The organism is Agromyces sp. Y182, assembly GCF_059445385.1.
Genome location: NZ_JCAIUF010000001.1, coordinates 3,102,432 through 3,120,628 on the forward strand (window position 1 = coordinate 3,102,432; position 18,197 = coordinate 3,120,628).

Consider the following 18,197-nt stretch of genomic DNA (forward strand, 5'->3'; position numbering starts at 1 on the left):
GGCGGCTCGATCGGAATCATGACGAGGATGACATCCTCGATCCCGAGACCGACGCTGCCGCGGAACAACTCACACCGGATCCCATGCGACACGACACCACGAGCCCTGACAGCCTCAGCCTCGGCGACCCAGAGCTCGTCGCAGGCAACGTTGCCGAGCCCGCGTGGCGTCGCTGGCACGGCGAGCTCGCCGGCGTGGGCGCCCGCTCGCCGCTCGCTCGATTCGTGGACACCCCGCGCACTCGCATCGAGCTCTCGACGACGCACCCGGGAGGCCTGCCGCAGTTCATCACCGGCAAGTCGACCCTGCTCTCGAGCTTGATCCGCGACGAGCTGGCTCTGCGCAACGCCCGGCTCGCCGCAGCCGAGATCACCCAGAAGGGCATCGAGTTGCGCTCCGTGCGCGGCATCGAGTCGGTGCACCTGGCCATCGGGCTCGCGTCGTGGCGCAACGCCGGTGAAGAGTATCTCGCCCCGGTGCTGTTGCGACCGCTCGCCATCCGTCGCTACGGACGCGACTTCGAACTGAAGCTCAAGGGCCAGCCGTTCCTGAACCCCGCCCTCGCTCGCGAGCTTCGCGAGCAGTTCCAGATCACGCTCGACGCCGAGGCGTTCGTCGCGCTCGCCATCACCAATGGCGTATTCAAGCCGCAGCCCGTGATCGATCGGCTCCGCGGCCTCACGAGCCACCTGCCGTGGTTCCACGTCGCGCCGCGACTCGTCGTCTCCTCGTTCGCCGAGGTCGGCCCGTCGATGGCAGCGGATGCCGCGAAACTCGACCACCCCGTCATCGATGCGATCGCCGGCAACCCCGCTGCTCGCGCGACCGTCATCGCCGCGACGGGCGAACGAGTGCGCGCGGTGGCGCAGGACGCCCGCCCGCCATCGACCGACACCCTGCTGCTCGACGCCGACCCCGAACAGGAGCAGGCCGTCGCCGAGATCGAGGCCGGCACCTCGGTCGTCGTGAAGACCCTGCCCGGCACCGGTGGTACCCAGACGATCGTGAACGCGATCGGCGCACTCGTCGCGAAAGACAAGCGCGTGCTCGTCGTCGGCTCCCGCAGGGCGAGCCTCGACGGCATCGCCCACCGACTCGGCCAGGTCGGGTTGGGCGGAGCCGCGGTGACGACCGCGGGCCTGCGCCGTGAACTCATCCAGTCGATCTCGCGCAACGAGAAGGCCGAGCGCCCCAGGGTCGCCGATGTCGACGACGCGCTCGTGCGCCTGCGGAAGGTGCTCCTCGACTATCGCACGGCGCTCACCCGCGCCGACCCCGAGCTGCATGTCTCGGTGCTCGACGCGCTCAGCGAGCTCGCGCGGCTCGCCCTCGCGCCCGAGTCGCCATCGACCACCGCCCGGCTCGACCATCACGCGCTCGTCGCGATCGCCGACGACCGTGACGAGGTCGCTCGCGACCTCGCTCGCGCGGCAGCGCTCGGCGAATTCCGTTACGGCCCCGGTGATTCCCCCTGGTACGGCGCCTCCTTCACCTCGTCCGACGAGGCGAGCAATGCGCACAGTCTCGCGAAGCGCCTCTCGGCGAGAGATCTACCGCGACTGCTCGATCGCGGCCGGGCGCTCATCGCGCAGACGCGCTTGCGCGAGTTCGAGTCGGTCGCCGAGCTCGGGGTGTTCCTCAGGCTGCTCCTCGACGTGCGCGAGACGCTCGACCGGTTCCAGCCCGCCGTCTTCGACCGGCCGCTCGGCGAACTCATCGCCGCGACCTCTTCGCGGCGCGACTCGGCCGGCATGTCCGGAGCGAACCGACGGCGTCTGCGCCGGCACGCGCTCGAATACGTGCGCCCCGGCGTGCACGTCACCGACCTGAACTCCGCCCTCCGCGGCATCCAGCAGCAGCGCACGCTCTGGCAGCGTTACTCGGAGGCGGGGGCGATCCCCGGCGTGCCCGTCGGCATCGACGACGTACACGTCGCCCTCCAGCACGTCGCCACCGATCTCGCGGCCCTCGACGCCCCGCTCGGCATCGTCGGCACGCCGCGGCAGCTCGCCGCCCGACCGGTGCGCGAGCTGACCTCGACCCTCTCCGGGCTCGCTGCCGAGTCCGAGGTGCTCACCAACCTGCAGGAACGCACCGCGGTGCTCGGGCGCCTTCGCGACCTGGGTCTGGACCCCCTGCTCCTCGACCTCGCCAAGCGCCATGTGCCCGAGCGGTCCGTCGCTGCCGAGCTCGAACTCGCCTGGTGGCAGTCGGTGCTGGAATCGGTGCTCGCCGGTGAGAAGGCCCTGCTCGGTGCGAACACGACGGTGCTCGACCGGCTCGAGAGCGACTTCCGACTCGTCGACGAAGCCCATGCCTCCGCCGCCGGGCCGCAACTCGCGTGGCGGCTCGCCGAGAACTGGAAGGTCGCGCTCGTCGACCACCCCGACGAGGCAGGTCGACTGAAGCGGATGCTCCGTGGCGACCGCGTGCGGCCCGAAGCGCTGCAGGCCGAATCGCCGCACCTGTTCCGCGCGCTCGCCCCCGTCTGGCTCGCGTCGCCCTACGATGTCGCCGCGATCGACGACTCGATCGGCTTCGACACGGTGATCCTCGTCGATGCGGGCGCGACGAGCATCGCCGAGAATCTCGGTGCGATCCGCCGTGCGAAGCAGGTCGTCGCGTTCGGCGACCCCGTGACGCAGACACCGACCCTCTTCGAGACCGGTATCGACGACGTCGAGCAGACGGGTGCGCCGGTGACGGAGCACGGCGTCGACGCCCTGCACGCCGACTCGGCCCTCGCCCGACTCGGCGAGCTGCTGCCCACCCTCACGCTCACGCGCAGCTACCGGGCGGGCGGCGAAGACCTCGCCGAACTCGTCAACAACCGCTTCTACGCGGGGCGCATCGTGTCGTTGCCGTGGGCGGGCAGCTTCCTCGGCCACGGCAGTCTCGGCCTGCACTACGTCTCGGGCAACGGCTTGCCCGACTCGGTGACCGGCACAGTGGAGTCGATCGACTCCGAGGTCGCGAAGGTCGTCGAACTCGTCATGGAGCATGCGGTGAAGCGCCCACGCGAATCGCTCATGGTCATCACCGCGAGCACGAGGCACGCCGCCCGCGTGCACCAGTCGGTGCTCGCCGCGTTCGCCAAGCGCACCGACCTCTCCGACTTCATCCTGAAAGACCGGGCGGAGCCGTTCACGGTGCTCACGCTCGAGCAGGCCGTTGCACAGAGCCGCGACCGAGTGATCTTCTCCGTCGGCTACGGTCGCACGCCGCACGGCCGGCTGCTCTCGAATTTCGGCTCGCTCGGCGAACCGGGTGGCGACCGCCTGCTCGCGGTCGGCATGACCCGCGCCAGGCGATCGATGGACCTCGTCTCGGCGTTCCACCCCGATGACATCGACGAAGACCGGCAGAGCCACGGCGTGCTCGCCCTCGCGAACGTGCTCACCCAGACCGAAGAGCGAGCGGCGGAAGCCGGCGAGACCGGTGACGGGCCGTCGATGCTGCGCGACCTCGCGGGGAGACTCGAGCGCCGCGGAATCCGGGTGAGCGTCGGTCATCGGGGCCGGCTCGCCCTCGCCGCCGCGAACGCGGGCAAGGCCGTCGTCGTCGAGACCGACGACGCCCTCGCCGGTCTCAGCCTTCGCGAGTCGCTCCGACTGCGCCCCGACGTGCTGCGCCGCCTCGGCTGGCACTACCTGCGCGTGCACAGCTTCGAACTCTTCGGCGACCCCGAGGCGGTCGCCTCGAGGGTCGCGTCACTGCTCGGGCGGCCCGAGGCCGAGCGGTCGACGGATGCCGCAGCCGCGCCCCGATGAGCAAGGAGCCACGTCAGCGCGTCGAGCGTGCCGCGGGTCGGGCACGCCGTGCCAGGCTCACGCCGGCACCGGGCTCCGATCCTTCGCCCGAGGTGCCGGTCGACCGGCCCGACGAACCGGCGCCGACGCAGGCGGAGAAGGCCGGCCCCGCGTCATCCGATGACGAACGACTGACGCGGGACCGGCCGCCTCACTGGAAGCAGACCTGATCAGTCGCGGTGGGCTCCGCTGCCACCCCGCGCCTCGGCGAGGAGGTCGCGGATCTGCGTCAGCAGCTCGGCCTCGGTGAGTGGCTCGTCGGTCGGTTGTCCGGCCGCGGCCTTCGCTGCCTGACGTTCTCGGAACGTGTTCATCGGGAGCACGAAGACGAGATAGACGACGAGCGCGACCGCGAGGAAGGTGATGATCGCGGCGAGGACGGCGCCGAATTTGAGCTGCGCGTCGCCGACTGCGACGATCATCGCGTCATTGAGGCTCTCGGCGTTGAACAGGAGTCCGACGAGCGGATTGATGAGGCTGTCGACGATCGCATTCACGACTGCGGTGAACGCGGCACCGATGACGACCGCGACGGCGAGGTCGATGACATTGCCTCGCGTGATGAAATCCCTGAAACCCTTGAGCATGGTTCCTCCTGGAGTCGAGGCCGCGTGGGCGGCCTCCTTCAGGCCACGCTAGCGGAGGAGTTGCCGCCCGTCGATGATGACGACCCGGAACCGCTTGCGGAGGATCCGCCACCGGAGCCCGACGAGCCGGAGCCGCCCGAACCGGACCCCGACGAACCGGACCCCGACGAACCGGAGCCCGAGCCGGACTCCGACGAGCCGCTCGAACCGCCGGAGCCGGCCTTCGAACCCGACCCGGATCCGTTGCTTCGCGAATCGGTGCTGTAGAACCCCGATCCGTTGAAGGTCACGCCGATCGTGTTGAAGAGCTTGCGCAATCTGCCGCCGCAGACATCGCAGACGCTCAACGTGTCGTCGGTGAACGCCTGGTGGATGTCGAAGGCGTTGTCGCACTCGGTGCAACGGTATGAATACGTGGGCATGGAGCTTCTTCCGATTTCTGGTCGCGCGCCGGCACCGGGCCGGTCAGAACGCGATGATGCGTGTGGGCGTCACGACGCCGTTCACGGGCTGGTCGTGCACCTCGCGTGGCACGGTCTCGACGAACTCGCTGTCGAAGACGACGGCGTACACCGGAGGACATTTTCCCATTGATCCGAGGGTCTTGTCGAAATAGCCCCGACCCCAGCCGAGCCGCATGCCGGTTGCATCGACCGCCGCTGCCGGCACGATGATGAGGTCGACGTCGTTGATCGCCATCGGGCCGAGCAGTTCGCCGACGGCCTCGGGCATGCCGTAGAGGCCGAGCGTCTCGGTCTCCTCCTCGCCGACCGTCCAGTCGAGCAGGCCGTCTTCGCGGGTCACAGGGAACAGCACACGGATGCCGCGGGCCTCGGCCCAGTTCACGAACGGCCGGGTGTCGGGCTCGGTCGGCATCGAGAGATAGCACGACAGGGACTCGGCCCCGGTCGAACCGATGAGCTCTTCGAGCCGAGCGGTGAAGCCTTCGGTCGCGAGCTCGCGCTCGTGTGCGGGCATGTTCTGCCGCCGCTCGCGGAGCTCCGCGCGGAGTACGCGCTTCTGAACGTCCGGGTCCTCGGGCATGTCACACATCATAGGCTGACGCGCCGCTGGTCCTGTGTGGTGCGCCGCCTCCACCGATACGCTCGAATGCATGAGCTCACGCATCACGAAGGCCGTCATCCCCGCAGCCGGACTCGGAACGCGGTTCCTGCCCGCCACCAAGGCCATGCCGAAAGAGATGCTGCCCGTCGTCGACAAGCCGGCCATCCAGTACGTCGTCGAAGAGGCCGTCAGCGCCGGACTCACCGACGTGCTCATGGTGACGGGGCGAAACAAGAATGCCCTTGAGAACCACTTCGACCGCGTTGCCGAGCTCGAGGCGACCCTCGAAGCCAAGGGCGACACGGTCAAGCTCGCGAAGGTGAACGAGTCGACGGGCCTCGCCGACATGCACTATGTGCGACAGGGCGACCCGCTCGGGCTCGGACACGCGGTGCTCCGCGCCCACATGCACGTCGGCGACCAGCCGTTCGCCGTGCTGCTCGGCGATGACATCATCGACGCCCGTGACACGCTGCTCACCCGCATGCTCGAGGAGCAGGGCGTGAGGGATGCCTCGATCGTCGCGTTGCTCGAGGTCGACCCCGATTCGATCCACCTCTACGGCGCTGCCGCGATCGAGCCCACCGATGATCCCGACGTGGTGCGCATCACCGGAATGGTCGAGAAGCCCGCGAAGGAGGTCGCACCGTCCAACTTCGCCGTCATCGGCCGGTACGTGCTGAAGCCCGAGGTGTTCGCGATCCTCGAGCACACCCCGCCCGGCAAGGGCGGCGAGATCCAGCTGACCGATGCGCTCATGACGATGGCGAACGACGTCGAGGGCACCGGCGGCGTCTACGGACTGATCTTCCGAGGGCGTCGCTACGACACGGGCGACAAGCTCGACTACATCAAGGCGGTCGTGCAGCTCGCCTCGGATCGCGACGACATCGGACCCGAGCTGCGGCCCTGGCTCATCGAGTACGCCGCAGGACTCGATACGGACGCCGCAGGACTCGATACAGTCTGAGCATGCCCGCAGTCGCCGTTCCCACGTTGCGCGACGGAGACGTCACGTTGCGCCCGATCCGCGTTCGCGATGCGAAGCCGCTCGAGCGGGTGCTGCTCGCCAATCGCGGTTGGCTGCGGCAGTGGGAGGCGACATATCCGGGCGGCGGCTCGGTCATCGACACGCGCGCGAGCATTCGAAATCTGCTGGCGCACACCCGCACCGGGCACGCCCTCGCGTTCATCCTCGAAGTCGACGGCGACCTGGTCGGCCAACTGAACGTGTCGTCGATCACGTACGGCTCACTCTCCTCGGCGACGATCGGATACTGGGTCGCGCAGAACGTGGCGGGGCGCGGCATCACGCCGACGGCCGTCGCACTCGCGACCGACTACTGCTTCGGCGTGCTCCGGCTGCACCGCATGGAGATCTGCATCCGCCCCGAGAACGGCCCGTCGCTCCGCGTGGTCGAGAAGCTGGGCTTTCGTTACGAGGGCTTCCGGCGGCGCTACATTCACATCGACGGCGTGTGGAGCGACCATTTCGCGTTCGCGCTCGTGTCCGAAGAAGTGCCACATGGAGTCCTACGCCGTTGGCGTGACGGGCGGGTGCCCGAGGGGGTCGCGCGGGTGAGCGCAGAGGACCGCGCGGCATCCGCGTACCCCCTGCCGCTCGCCGATCGGTGAACACGCGGGCGTCGAGTACGGCTGAAGGCATGCAGTGACCTAGCGTTGTCCCATGGACGTGATCGGTGGGGGACTGCTCGTGGCTGTGGCAGCCGCGCTGTGGATCGCGTACCTGCTGCCGAGCTGGCTGGGGCGCCGCCAATACCTCGCGACCGAGCGCAATGCCGTTCGTCTCCAGCAGACCCTCCGCATCCTCGCCGAGACGGCTGAGACGCCCGAACCGGTTCGCATCGAGGCGACGGCGCGCGAGGTCGCGTCCCAGCAACGCATCCTGCAGCAGCGCGAGGCAACGGCCAGGCTCGCCGCCGAGGCCGCCGAGCAGCAGGCCCTCGCCGAGTTCCGCGCAGCAGAAGGGGCAGCGGATGCCGCGCGCGGTCGTGCCGTCGAAGCGCTCGCCGTCAAAGCAGCCGTCACCGAGCCGATCTCCGTGGTCGCGCACGCAGCAGCGGAAGAGCCCGGCTCGTCGACGAGCGAACGAGCCACGGTCCGCACCGGCGCCGCGGCGCGCCGTGCGCTTCGGCGCAAACGGGCGCTGTGCTCGCTCGTGTTGCTCGTCTCGCTGGTCACCCTGGTCGCCGGCGGCATCGCCGCTGCGTTCGGCGCGACGCTCATCGCGCCCGGCGTCGGCGCCCTCGGTGTCGTACTCGCGATCGCCGGTGTCGTCCGACTCGCGCGCGTGCGCCCGGCCCGCACCGCAGCGACGCAACCCGTGCGCACCGTCGAAACCGCGTCATTCGAACCGATCGATCTGCCCGAAGCCGAGCCGATCACCGAGAGCTGGACCCCGCAGCCGCTCCCGCGACCGCTGCACCTCTCACGCGGCACGATCGCTGCGACGGCGATGGCCTCCATCGAAGCAGCTGCCGAGTTGAAGCGCGCCGAGGCTGGCGACGATATCGCGCGTCGGGCCGCCGAGCTCGTGCCCGAGGTGCCCGCGATCAGACCGGTCGCGCCGGCTGCGGCATCCGCTGACCGTGCTCGGCAGGTCGCCGGCGCAGGGCGTGAGAAGGCTCCCGCGAGTCCGTATGCCCGCATGGGCATCGTCGATGACACGCGGCCCGGCATCGACGACCTCGATGCAGTGCTGCGCCGCCGTCGGCAGGCCGGTTGACGACCGCGCCGGTCCGAGTCAACGCTCGCGAGATGATAAGCTTTTTCTCGCTCGGGCCCATGGCGCAGTTGGTAGCGCGTCTCGTTCGCAATGAGAAGGTCGGGGGTTCGAATCCCCCTGGGTCCACCGATACGCTGCGACAGCCCTGCCCCGTTGAGAGCAGGGCTGTCGCGGTTTCCGGCGGTGTCTCGCTCTGCTCGAGCTGTGATTCCAGCGGCCGACGCAGCGACGCGTGAGCTCTCGATGCCGTGCAGTCGTACGCCGTCTGGAACGTCGAGGACCCGGCTGGTACGGCACGCGAGCTAACACCGCAACCACGTTTCCCGCATCGCAGTGACCGGCCGTCACGTCGGCCGCCTCCCGCGGCGCCGGGTGGCCCGGGCGTATGGTGGAACAGATGACGCAAGCGCCTGAGACCCGGTCGATCACCCTGCCCGAAGGTCACCGGTGGCGCGCGTACTGGGTGTGCGTCGCGGTTGCGGCGCTGACGATCCTCGACCTGTCGAAGGTGAACGTCGGCCTCCCCGCGATCGAGGAAGCCTTCGGTGCGGGTTCCACCGAGCTGCAGCTCATCGTCGCCGGCTACGTGTTGACCTTCGGCCTCACCCTCGTGCCCGCGGGGCGCATCGGCGACCAACGCTCGCGCAAGACCCTGTTCATCGTCGGGCTCAGCCTGTTCACGATCACGAGCCTCGTCGCGGCGCTCGCACCGAACATCACGGTACTCCTCGTCGCCCGGCTGTTGCAGGGCGTGGCCGCCGGCATCCAGATGCCGCAGGTGCTCGGCCTCATCCAAGAGCTCTTCATCGGCAAGGAACGGGGCAAGGCGTTCGGTCTGTTCGGCGCGACGATCGGACTCGCGACCGCATTCGGGCCGACGCTCGGTGGCCTCGCGATCGCGATCGGGGGCGCCGAAGACGGCTGGCGCGGCATCTTCTGGATGAACGTGCCGCTCGCGCTCGTCGCGATCGCGGCCGCGATCTGGCTGTTGCCCGTCACCAGGCGTCCGTCGACGAAGCCGTTGTCGCTCGACCCGGTCGGGCTCGTGCTGTTCGCGGTGACCGTCATCTCGCTCTTGTGGCCGTTCCTCTTCACGACGGGTTCGCCGAGCGATGACCCGGGCCGATGGTGGGTGCTCGTCGTCTTCGTCTTCGCGATCACGGGCTTCATCGCGTGGGAGCGACGGTACGCGGCATCCGGCAAGCACCCGCTCGTGCCGCTCAGCCTCTTCGGCGTGAGTTCGTTTCGAAACGGCACGGCGCTCGCGAGCGTGTATTTCGCGGCGATGCCGTCGATGTTCCTGCTCACGACCCTCTATCTGCAGCTCGGGCTCGGCCTCGAAGCCGTCTTCGCGGGCATGGTCAGCATCGGCTTCGCGCTCATGAGCGCGGTCGGGTCGTGGGTCGGCGGCACGCTCGTGAACCGCATCGGGCGGCCGCTCGTCGTGTGGGGTCTCGCGCTGCTGCTCGTCGGCATCGGACTCCTCGTGCTGTTCGCGATCGTGACGCCGCCTGAGATGACCCCGTGGGCGATGGCGGGGGCGATGGTGATCGGCGGTACGGGCGGCGGTCTCGTGGTCTCGCCGAACCAGACGCTGACGCTCATGGACATCCCCGTGAAGCAGGGCGGCCTCGCCGGCTCGGTCGGCCAGCTCGGCCAGCGCATCGGCACGGCGATCGGCACGGCGGTCACGCTCTCGCTCTTCTATTCGACGATCTTCCGCGAGTCCAACGGCGCCCCCGACCTCGCCGTCTACCACGACGCCTACGGCGTCGGCATGCTCGCTGTCGCGATCCTCGTCGCGATCGCCTTCGCGATCGGCATTGCCGACCTCGGCGCGCGTCGACGTCAGCGCAGTGCGCTCGGCGCGGCGGAGGCAGGCGAGGCCTGACCGCGGGAGACCTCGAGGCCTCAGCGGAGCGCGAGGATTCGAGTGCGTTCCGGCTTGTCGTAGTGTTCGATGGCCGCTCGGAGTGCGACCCTCGGCATGGTCGCCGCATGTGCGTCGACGAACGCGGTGAGCCGTACCCGGTCGAGGTCGCCCGCCGCGCGCAGCACCCAGCCGAGCGCCTTCTGCACGTACGGTTCGGGGTCGTCGGCGAGGAGTTCGGCGAACCGGTACGCATCGTCGAGTTCGCCGCGACGGAGGAAAGCGAAGGTCGCCACGAGCGCGGTGCGGCGCTCCGGCCAGAACGCGGATGCCGCGAGCCCGGCGAGCGGCGCACGATCGCGTTCGAGCAGGTAGCCGCCGACGACCTCGCGTGCGGCGAGGTCGACGAGGTCCCACTGGTCGATTCGATCGTGTCGCCGGAGGTAGAGCTCATACAGCTCGGTGCGCCGGGCCTCGGTGGTCTTGGCTCGCGCACCCGACTTGCCCATGATGCTGCAGGCGAGCGCGCGCACTTCGTGCGTCGCTTGCTCGAGCAGCAGCTCGAGTTCGGCGGGCGGCAGGTCGAGCGCAGTCTTCGCGAGCTCGAACACCGCGCCCATGCGCACCCCGATGAACGGGGCGTCGGGGTCGGGCGGGAAGTACTTCGTGTACTTCTCACGCTCTTCGTCGCTCGCGAGCTTCTCGAGCGTGAGGATCAGATCAGCGGCATCCGGCATCGATCGCTTCCTATCGTCGGTGATGAGGCGGAGCTTGCCGATCTCGTGCCACGCCCCGAGAGCTGATGGGCTATGTCCGAGCTGCTTGCGCTTTCGGGGCACCGCGGAGGTTCCGATATTCCTCGAGCGTGTCGACGCGGGGAATGAAGAGGAGCAGCGCAAGGTAGACGATGCCGATGAGGCCGCCGGTGACCAGTGCGAGGAGAATGGTTATGGTGCGCACCCAGTCGACGCGGAACTCGCCTCGGGCTGCGATGCCGAGGCAGAGGCCGCCGAACCACTTTCCCTGGTCGATGCGGCACCAGAACGGACCTCGTACTTGCGCTCGAAAGGACCCAGTCCGGTCGTCTGGGGTGCGGACCGTGCCGGTGTCAGTCAGCAGCTCACTCATGCGCGTATCGTCGATCGGGTCTCTGGACGCGTCGACGCCGTGGCGCATCTGCTCGCCGAGCGAGGCCTCCAGATCGCGGATGGTCTCGTCCGCGTCGGGGTCCGACGTCAGCGCCAGGCGGGCGTCCTCGAGATATCGAAGGAGACGCTCGTGTGCGGCGGCCGTCAGAGGGATCGCTTCCGCATGTCCGCTCAATCTGATGTATCGAGTCTGTTCCACCGTCAACGTCCAATCGTTTCGAGAGTTGCAGTGAGCGTCCGCCAGTAGTCACGGAACTCGGTGAGTTGCGCTCGTCCCGTTTCGGTGAGGGAGAAGTACTTCCTGGGTGGCCCGGATGGCGACTCCTCCCATTCGTGCCCCACGAGCCCGTCGCGCCGCAGCCTGTTCAGAAGCGGGTAGAGGGTTCCTTCCTGAACGGGGAACTTCGCCTCTCGCAGGGCGGCGACGATCTCGGCCGCGTAGCGGCGCCGACTTTCGATCGATGCGAGCACGAGGGGTTCGAGCATGCCGCGGCGGAGCGCCGCGAGCTTGCTATCGTCTTCCATGCTGCTACTGTAGCACAGCAAGGTAGTGAAACAAGGATCAGGTCAGAAGCGACCAAGTCCGCATCTTCGGAAATCAGCGCACGGCGGATGCCTCGGCGACAGGGCTGTCTGAGAACGCGAGTTTCGGCACGAATGCGAGGAGCACGGCTGCGACGGCCGCCGTGAGCCCGCAGACGAGCCACACGGTGACGTAGCCGCTGAACGCGCCGGCCGTGCCGGTGGCTGCCTCCCCGGCTGCTCCGAGCAGTGCGATGCCGAACACGCAGGAGGCGATCGCCCCGCCGACGGTCTTCACCGAGTTGGTGAGGCCGGTCGCGACGCCGGTCTGGTGCGAGGGTGCCGCAGCCGCTGCGGCGGCCGGAAGCGCGGCGACGAGCGCGCCCGAGCCGATGCCCGCGATGACCATGTTCGCGAGTACCTGCACGTAGCCGTCGTGGAAGGGCAGGAACAGGAGATACCCGACCGCGACGAGCGAACTGGCGCCGATGAGCGCGACACGCGGCGTGACCCAGCGCGTCGCGAGCGGGAAGAGCATCGCGCCGACGACGAGTGAGAGCACATAGGCGCCGACGAGGATGGAGGTCTGCCCGGTCGTCGCGCTCAGACCGAAGCCGTACACCGAGGCATCCGTTCGCGCGAAGGTCGACAGCGGCGCTTGGGCGCCGAGCACGCTCACCCCGAAGAGGCCGGCGGTGAGGAAGACCGGCCAGAGTGTCGGTTGGCGGAACAGGCGCACGTCGATGAGCGGATCGGGGTGCTTCAGCTCATAGCGGGCGAAGGGGATGACGAGCAGGGCGCCGAGCGCGACGAGCGCCCACGAGAGGAGGTCGGCCGGCCCGTTCAGGCGCATGAAGCTGAGACCGCCCGTGAGCGAGAGCAGTGCGAGCGAGATGAGGATGAGACCGCCCGTGTCGAGCGTTCCGCCTGTGAGATCGGGCGATTCCTTCACCCCGAAGAGCACGACGAAGAAGCACGCGACCACGGCGATCGCGGGCACGAGCAGGAGCAGCTGCATGGGCAGGGCCTCGGCGAGTGCGCCCGCGGAGAGTGCGCCCGCGATGGCCCCGAGCTCGAGCGCCGCGACCAGGAGGCCCGCGGCCTTGCGGGTCATCGCCGCCGGACGGTCGGCCGAACGACTCCGAGACCAGATGAGGGCGATCTCCAGCGGCAGCCACACGACGTAGAAGCCCTGCAGCGCCCACGCGGCGAGGAACACCCAGAACTGGTCGGTGAACGCGAGCGCGATCGAGGCGATGGCCGTGACCGCCGTCGACCAGACGAGCATGCGCTTGTGCCCGACCATGTCGCCGAGTTTTGCGAACGCAGGCACGACGAGCGCCGACAGCATGAGCTGCGTGCCCTCGAGCCAGTTCACGTCGGCGTCGTGGATGCCGAGGTGCCGCGCGATGTCGGTCAGCAGCGGAGTGTAGAAGCCCTGCAGGATGCCGCTCGTGAATTCGACGAAGGCGAGGAATCCGACGATCGCGGCGACGGGTCCGAGTCTGACAGCGCGCGACATCGAGGCTCCTTCGGGTGAGGTGCAACACACCCTACCGGTGCCTCAAGCGGCGAGATGCGCGGCGGGCGTCAGGAGCGCGGCGAGCTCGCCGGCGGAGAGCTCGCGGCCGAAGGCCGGGTGGCCGGGCTCGAGGGCGATGCCGTGGGTGAGGTCTCCGCCGTCGACGGGGTCGAACCCGAGATCGTCGATGATCGCGGCGACGACGGCGCGCGCTTCGAGGTCGTCGCCGACGACCGCGAGTGCCCGTCGGAGCGGGGAGCCGGCTTCCATGGTGTCGTCTTCCATCTCGTGGTAGCCGAGGTGGTTCAAGGATTTCACGACACGGGCGCGCGGGTTGCGGGCGGCGTTGATCTCGCTCGTCGTGCGCGGGTCGTCGTCGATCTCGGCGATGTTGCCGTCGACCGGGGGCCAGTAGTTCATGGCGTCGATCACGATGCGTCCGTCGAACTCGGGCCACGGCACCGTACCCGCTTTGCCGAACGGCACGGCCACGATGATGACGTCGGCGGTGCGGGCCAGCGTCTCGGGTGTGGTGACCTCTGCGCCCGGAGCGACGACCTCGACCAGCAGGTCGAGGGCGGTCTGGCGCGGGGATCCGGCGATGAGTACGCGATGACCGGATGCCACGAGCAGGCGAGCGAGGGCGGTGCCCACCTTGCCCGCGCCGTAGATTCCGATGATCGGCCGATCCGTCACGCTTCGATTCTCCCATCCATCGGCGCATCGGATCGATGCGTCGTCATGGAAGTGAACGTGTCGCCTGGTGCGAGAATTCCCGGGTTCGTGACCGCGAGGCATCCGGGGAATAGTCTCGACCTCACGGGGGTTCCGCCATGTGCATGCGGACGCATGGAACCACGGAAGGGAACAGGATGCCTGAGCGCTACGAATTCGGTCTCGACACCTTCGGCGACGTCACGATCGGGCCTGATGGCGCCCCGTTGTCGCACGCGCAGGTGCTGCGCAACGTCGTCGAGGAGGCGGTGCTCGCCGACCGTCTGGGCCTCGATTTCTTCGGTCTCGGCGAGCACCACCGCGAGGAGTTCGCCGTCTCGGCGCCCGAGGTCGTGCTCGGCGCGATCGCGGGGCGCACCGAGCGCATCCACCTCGGCTCCGCCGTCACCGTGCTGAGCTCCGACGACCCCGTGCGGGTCTTCCAGCGTTTCGCGACCCTCGACGGCATCTCGGGCGGGCGGGCGGAGGTCATCCTCGGCCGCGGCTCGTTCATCGAGTCGTTCCCGCTTTTCGGTTTCGAGCTGAACCAGTACCAGGAGCTCTTCGACGAGAAGCTCGACCTCTTCGCCGCGCTGCTCCCGCAGGAGCCCGTCACGTGGACCGGCGAGCTCCGCGCGCCCCTCACCGACCAACTCGTGTTCCCACCCGTCGAGCACGGCCGGCTGAAGACCTGGGTCGGCGTCGGCGGCAGCCCCGAATCGGTCGTCCGCGCTGCACGCTACGGCCTGCCGCTCGTGCTCGCGATCATCGGCGGCAGCCCGGCCCGGTTCGCGCCACTCGCCGACCTCTACCGCCGCGCGCTCCAGCAGTTCGGCAATCCGCTGCAGCCGATCGCGATCCACTCGCCCGGTTTCATCGCCGACCGCGATGACGAGGCGCTCGACACGCTCTGGCCGCACTACAAGATCATCATCGATCGCATCGGCCGCGAACGCGGCTGGGGCCCGGTGAGCCGTGAGCACTTCGAAGACGAGGCCGGCCCGAACGGTGCCCTGTATGCGGGCTCGCCCGAGAAGGTCGCCACCAAGATCGCCGGAGCGATGCGCGCGATCGGTGCGACCCGCTTCGACCTCAAGTACTCCAACGGAGGGCTGGGGCACGAGGCGATGATGCACAGCATCGAGTTGTACGCCACCGAGGTGGTTCCGCGCGTGCGCGAACTCCTCGCCGCGGCCGATGCATCCGATTCCGAACTCGCGGCGGTCGCAGACCTCGGCGCCGCCGATCGAGCGGATGCAGCGGCATCCGCCGACCGGCCGCTCGACTGAACCCGCGGGCGCTGCAGATCGACCCTGTCGAACGGCACGGCGGCCCCTCGAGGTCTCGACAGGCTCGACCGGCTACCCGCTTCGGAACTCACGCCGCAGGCGGCGTCGGGCTCGACACCGGTGATGGGCGTCGCTTGCGCACGGCCGCGCGGAACCACTTGGCGTCGGGCAGCCTCGAGAGGAACGTGCCCGCGATGATCGTGATGAGCACGTAGGCCGCGGCGAGCGGCGCGAGTTCGGGCGCCACGCCAGCGCCGACCGCGAGGCCGGCGATGACGATCGAGAACTCGCCCCGGGGCGCGAGGGTGAGCCCGGCGCGCCATTGGCCGAGCGTACCGACCCCGGCGCGGCGGGCTGCGAACGCGCCGGTGATGAGCTTCGTGAGCACCGTCACGAGCGCGAGGGCCAATGCCGCAGGAAGCATCGACAAGAGCGCGGACGCATCGGTCGTGAGACCGAAGAAGACGAAGAAGATGGCGGCGAACAGATCGCGGAGTGGAGTGAGCACCTGGCTCGCGTTGGCCGCGACCCGGCCCGAGAGTGCGATGCCGACGAGGAACGCGCCGACCGCGGCGGACACGCTGACCTCTGCGGCGATGCCGGCCACGAGCATCGTGAGCCCCAGCACACCGAGCAGCAACGGCTCGTGCTGGTCGGCCGGGAAGAGGCGCGACACGATGTGGCCGTGGCGCAGCGCGATGTAGAGGAGCAGGGCGACGACTCCGACGGCGATCGCTACCGCGATGGATCCCTGCAAGAGGCTCACGCCGACGACCAGCGCCGAGAGCACCGGCAGGTAGAACGCCATCGCGAGGTCCTCGATGACGAGCACCGCGAGGATCGCGGGCGTCTCGCGGTTCGAGAGCCGACCGAGGTCGCGGAGGAGCTTCGCGATGACCCCGGATGACGACACCCAGGTCACGCCCGCCAGGGCGACGGCGGCGATCGGCCCCCACCCGAGCAGCAGCGCGAGTATGGCACCCGGTGTGGCATTCAGCGCCGCATCGAGCAGACCGGCGGTGCGCGCCGACCTCAGGCTCCCGAAGAGTTCGGAAGCGGTGTACTCGAGACCGAGCAGTGCGAGCAGGAGTATGACGCCGATCTCGGCGCCGGCCTCGAAGAATTCGGAGCTCGCGTCGAGTGGAATCAGTCCGCCCTCGCCAAGGGCGAGACCGACGACCAGATAGAACGGGATCGGCGAGATTCCGAGCGCGTTCGCGAGGCGTCCGAGCAGGCTCATGCCGAGAAGCAGCGCGCCGACTTCGATGAGGAGCAGCGTGGTCTCGTGCATACGCGCGGCCTCAGTCGGGGCCGTTGGCGAGCAGCCGGGCTACCCCGTCGAGTCCTTCACGTGTTCCGACGACGACGATGACGTCGCCCGCGCGCAGCGTCTCTGCCGGCGTGGGTGAGGGGATGATCGTGCCGTCGCGAACGATGGCGACGATCGAGGCATGGGTGCGGGTGCGCGCCTTCGTCGCCCCGAGCGTGCGATTGAGGTACGGCGAGTCGGTCGGCAATGCGATCTGCTCGGTGTAGAGGCCGGCCGTCTCATCGCTGAGGCTCGTGAGTCGGCTGAGCATGACCGAGGCGCCGAGCACGTCGGCGAGGGCTGCAGCCTCGTCGTCGTTCAGCGGAATTGAGTCACGGCAAGCGTCGGGGTCGTCTTCATCGAAGAGGCCGAGGTCGCGCTCACCATCCCGGTGTGAAACTACGCTGATGCGTCGACCGCTTTCGGTGACGAGGTCGTGACGAATGCCGATTCCGGGCAGGTCGACCTTCTCTATGCGAATACCCACGTGGCAATCGTAACCCCGCGCGGGCGCGTCGCGGCCCACCGCGCTCAGCCGTGCGACTTGGCCTGCGTGCGCATGGTCAGTACGGGCGTGCCGGCGTCGTCGCCGACCTCGAACTCGACCGTCACAGTACCCAGCTCCGCGAGCGAGCCCGCGTGCGTGCCGCCGCACGGAATGCGGGCGTCGCCGCCGGGAAGGGCGGCCACCCAGAACCGGCGGTCGGTGAGGCCGTCGCCCTCGCGTTCGACGCGCACCGCGACGCCGGCGCCGGCCCAGTCGGCGATGGCGGCGGTGACGGATGCCGCGAGCTCGCCGAGCCCGTCGGCCGCGAGCGCCCCGGTGTCGAACCCGGCGCGGCGCAGCGACTTATTCAGCCGATAGACGTCGACGGAGCCGCCCTGCAGGATGCGGCTCGAGGTGATCGCGATGCCGTCGAAGTCGGGATTGCCGAGCGCGTCCTCGCGGGCGGGCTTCGACCAGTGCCCGGCGAGCGCGCGGTTCAACGCGAGCGAGGCCGCGTGGCAGGCAGTGTGTCCGATCGAGAGCGCGCGTCGCGTCGAGGCATCCGCTCGCACCGTCACCGCATCGCCCTCGTTGATCGCGGCTTCGCCGCGAACGAGGTGCGCGACGAGGAACGCCCAGCCCTCAGCGCCCTTGCGCACGGGGATGTCGGCGCCGAGGAAGAGGGCGCTACCGTCGGTCGCGGCGAGAACGGCGTCGACGATCGGGTACTCGGTGCCGCGCGCGAGTATCGAACCCGTGTCGGCCGGCTGGTCGGGCCAGGCCGCGTCGACGGGATGGAAGCTCGTCGTCTCGGCGATGACGGCGAAGAGCCGGTCACCGGCGGCCTCGACGTGCAGCACCACCGACTCGGCCTCGAGGGCGCCGTCGGCATAGGTCACGCGGGTATCGCGCGCAGGCAGTGCCATCGAGGCTCAGACGCCGTCGCTGCGACCGAGCACGTGGAAGGGGATGCCGATCGCGATCGACACGCTCAGAATGCCGCCGAAGAACAGCGGTGCCTGGAATTCGGTCAGCACGGGCGCCGTGCCCATGAGCCAGAGGCCGAAGATGAAGAGTCCCATCGAGATGACAAAGGCGACGACGTTCACAGCGACCTCCTGAATTCCGG

General features: G+C 69.1%; 19 protein-coding genes and 1 tRNA gene. 8 read left to right on the forward strand and 12 right to left on the reverse strand.

Annotated elements, in window-relative coordinates; all coding sequences use genetic code 11:
• The first annotated feature begins 83 nt into the window (after positions 1 to 83).
• Together AC1C2R_RS14310 and AC1C2R_RS14315 are read left to right on the forward strand one after the other, a co-directional pair.
• Positions 84 to 3,770: an AAA family ATPase gene (locus AC1C2R_RS14310; protein WP_495353136.1), complete on the forward strand. Its 3,687-nt coding sequence runs from the start codon at positions 84 to 86 to the stop codon at positions 3,768 to 3,770.
• Positions 3,767 to 3,979: a hypothetical protein gene (locus tag AC1C2R_RS14315; protein WP_495353137.1), complete on the forward strand. Its 213-nt coding sequence runs from the start codon at positions 3,767 to 3,769 to the stop codon at positions 3,977 to 3,979. Before AC1C2R_RS14310 ends, AC1C2R_RS14315 begins: the two co-directional genes overlap by 4 nt.
• Here the strand turns inward: AC1C2R_RS14315 and mscL are convergent, their stop codons facing one another.
• The 3 genes from mscL to AC1C2R_RS14330 are packed head-to-tail and all read right to left on the reverse strand — an operon-like array spanning position 3,980 to position 5,440.
• A complete protein-coding gene (gene mscL / locus AC1C2R_RS14320; protein WP_495353138.1) occupies positions 3,980 to 4,396 on the reverse strand; it encodes a large conductance mechanosensitive channel protein MscL in 417 nt (138 codons plus the stop codon). It abuts the gene before it with no gap.
• Between the two features lie 38 nt (positions 4,397 to 4,434).
• Positions 4,435 to 4,818 carry an FmdB family zinc ribbon protein gene (locus AC1C2R_RS14325; RefSeq protein ID WP_495353139.1) on the reverse strand — a complete coding sequence of 128 codons (384 nt, stop codon included), beginning with the start codon at positions 4,816 to 4,818 and terminating at the stop codon, positions 4,435 to 4,437.
• Positions 4,819 to 4,861: 43 nt separating this feature from the next.
• Positions 4,862 to 5,440 (reverse strand): 5-formyltetrahydrofolate cyclo-ligase, encoded by a 579-nt coding sequence (locus tag AC1C2R_RS14330; RefSeq protein ID WP_495353140.1) that lies wholly within the window; start codon positions 5,438 to 5,440, stop codon positions 4,862 to 4,864.
• A gap of 70 nt (positions 5,441 to 5,510) precedes the next feature.
• On the opposite strand from AC1C2R_RS14330, the gene AC1C2R_RS14335 reads away from it, so the two are divergent.
• The 5 genes from AC1C2R_RS14335 to AC1C2R_RS14355 all read left to right on the forward strand — a co-directional run bounded on the left by AC1C2R_RS14335 (position 5,511) and on the right by AC1C2R_RS14355 (position 10,098).
• Positions 5,511 to 6,431 carry a UTP--glucose-1-phosphate uridylyltransferase gene (locus AC1C2R_RS14335; protein ID WP_495380343.1) on the forward strand — a complete coding sequence of 307 codons (921 nt, stop codon included), beginning with the start codon at positions 5,511 to 5,513 and terminating at the stop codon, positions 6,429 to 6,431.
• A gap of 2 nt (positions 6,432 to 6,433) precedes the next feature.
• The gene (locus AC1C2R_RS14340) at positions 6,434 to 7,096 is read left to right on the forward strand and encodes a GNAT family N-acetyltransferase (RefSeq protein WP_495380344.1); all 663 of its coding nucleotides are present in this window, start codon (positions 6,434 to 6,436) and stop codon (positions 7,094 to 7,096) included.
• 52 nt (positions 7,097 to 7,148) lie between these two features.
• Positions 7,149 to 8,207 carry a hypothetical protein gene (locus tag AC1C2R_RS14345; protein WP_495380345.1) on the forward strand — a complete coding sequence of 353 codons (1,059 nt, stop codon included), beginning with the start codon at positions 7,149 to 7,151 and terminating at the stop codon, positions 8,205 to 8,207.
• A 53-nt stretch (positions 8,208 to 8,260) separates the two neighbouring features.
• A tRNA-Ala gene (locus tag AC1C2R_RS14350) sits at positions 8,261 to 8,333 on the forward strand.
• Positions 8,334 to 8,604: 271 nt separating this feature from the next.
• Entirely contained in the window at positions 8,605 to 10,098 is a 1,494-nt protein-coding gene (locus AC1C2R_RS14355; protein WP_495380346.1) for an MFS transporter, read from the forward strand.
• Between the two features lie 20 nt (positions 10,099 to 10,118).
• On the opposite strand, the gene AC1C2R_RS14360 is transcribed toward AC1C2R_RS14355, so the two are convergent.
• The 5 genes from AC1C2R_RS14360 to AC1C2R_RS14380 all read right to left on the reverse strand — a co-directional run bounded on the left by AC1C2R_RS14360 (position 10,119) and on the right by AC1C2R_RS14380 (position 13,965).
• Complete coding sequence (locus AC1C2R_RS14360) at positions 10,119 to 10,814, reverse strand: DNA alkylation repair protein (RefSeq protein ID WP_495380347.1); 696 nt, start codon at positions 10,812 to 10,814, stop codon at positions 10,119 to 10,121.
• Between the two features lie 70 nt (positions 10,815 to 10,884).
• Complete coding sequence (locus AC1C2R_RS14365; protein ID WP_495380410.1) at positions 10,885 to 11,424, reverse strand: PspC domain-containing protein; 540 nt, start codon at positions 11,422 to 11,424, stop codon at positions 10,885 to 10,887.
• A 2-nt stretch (positions 11,425 to 11,426) separates the two neighbouring features.
• A complete protein-coding gene (locus AC1C2R_RS14370; RefSeq protein ID WP_495380348.1) occupies positions 11,427 to 11,750 on the reverse strand; it encodes a PadR family transcriptional regulator in 324 nt (107 codons plus the stop codon).
• A gap of 73 nt (positions 11,751 to 11,823) precedes the next feature.
• Positions 11,824 to 13,269, reverse strand: a complete 1,446-nt coding sequence (locus AC1C2R_RS14375) for an MFS transporter (protein WP_495353147.1) — start codon at positions 13,267 to 13,269, stop codon at positions 11,824 to 11,826.
• 42 nt (positions 13,270 to 13,311) lie between these two features.
• Positions 13,312 to 13,965: an NADPH-dependent F420 reductase gene (locus AC1C2R_RS14380; RefSeq protein WP_495353148.1), complete on the reverse strand. Its 654-nt coding sequence runs from the start codon at positions 13,963 to 13,965 to the stop codon at positions 13,312 to 13,314.
• A 176-nt stretch (positions 13,966 to 14,141) separates the two neighbouring features.
• Between AC1C2R_RS14380 and AC1C2R_RS14385 the strand changes: the two genes are divergently transcribed.
• On the forward strand, positions 14,142 to 15,272 hold the full coding sequence (locus tag AC1C2R_RS14385) for an LLM class flavin-dependent oxidoreductase (RefSeq protein WP_495353149.1): 1,131 nt from the start codon (positions 14,142 to 14,144) through the stop codon (positions 15,270 to 15,272).
• Between the two features lie 88 nt (positions 15,273 to 15,360).
• Here the strand turns inward: AC1C2R_RS14385 and AC1C2R_RS14390 are convergent, their stop codons facing one another.
• The 4 genes from AC1C2R_RS14390 to AC1C2R_RS14405 are packed head-to-tail and all read right to left on the reverse strand — an operon-like array spanning position 15,361 to position 18,177.
• On the reverse strand, positions 15,361 to 16,563 hold the full coding sequence (locus AC1C2R_RS14390) for a cation:proton antiporter (RefSeq protein WP_495353150.1): 1,203 nt from the start codon (positions 16,561 to 16,563) through the stop codon (positions 15,361 to 15,363).
• Positions 16,564 to 16,573: 10 nt separating this feature from the next.
• Positions 16,574 to 17,068 carry a cation:proton antiporter regulatory subunit gene (locus tag AC1C2R_RS14395; protein ID WP_495353151.1) on the reverse strand — a complete coding sequence of 165 codons (495 nt, stop codon included), beginning with the start codon at positions 17,066 to 17,068 and terminating at the stop codon, positions 16,574 to 16,576.
• Between the two features lie 44 nt (positions 17,069 to 17,112).
• The gene (locus tag AC1C2R_RS14400; RefSeq protein ID WP_495380349.1) at positions 17,113 to 17,967 is read right to left on the reverse strand and encodes a metal-dependent hydrolase; all 855 of its coding nucleotides are present in this window, start codon (positions 17,965 to 17,967) and stop codon (positions 17,113 to 17,115) included.
• A 33-nt stretch (positions 17,968 to 18,000) separates the two neighbouring features.
• The gene (locus AC1C2R_RS14405) at positions 18,001 to 18,177 is read right to left on the reverse strand and encodes a hypothetical protein (protein WP_495353153.1); all 177 of its coding nucleotides are present in this window, start codon (positions 18,175 to 18,177) and stop codon (positions 18,001 to 18,003) included.
• Between the last annotated feature and the right edge of the window lie 20 nt (positions 18,178 to 18,197).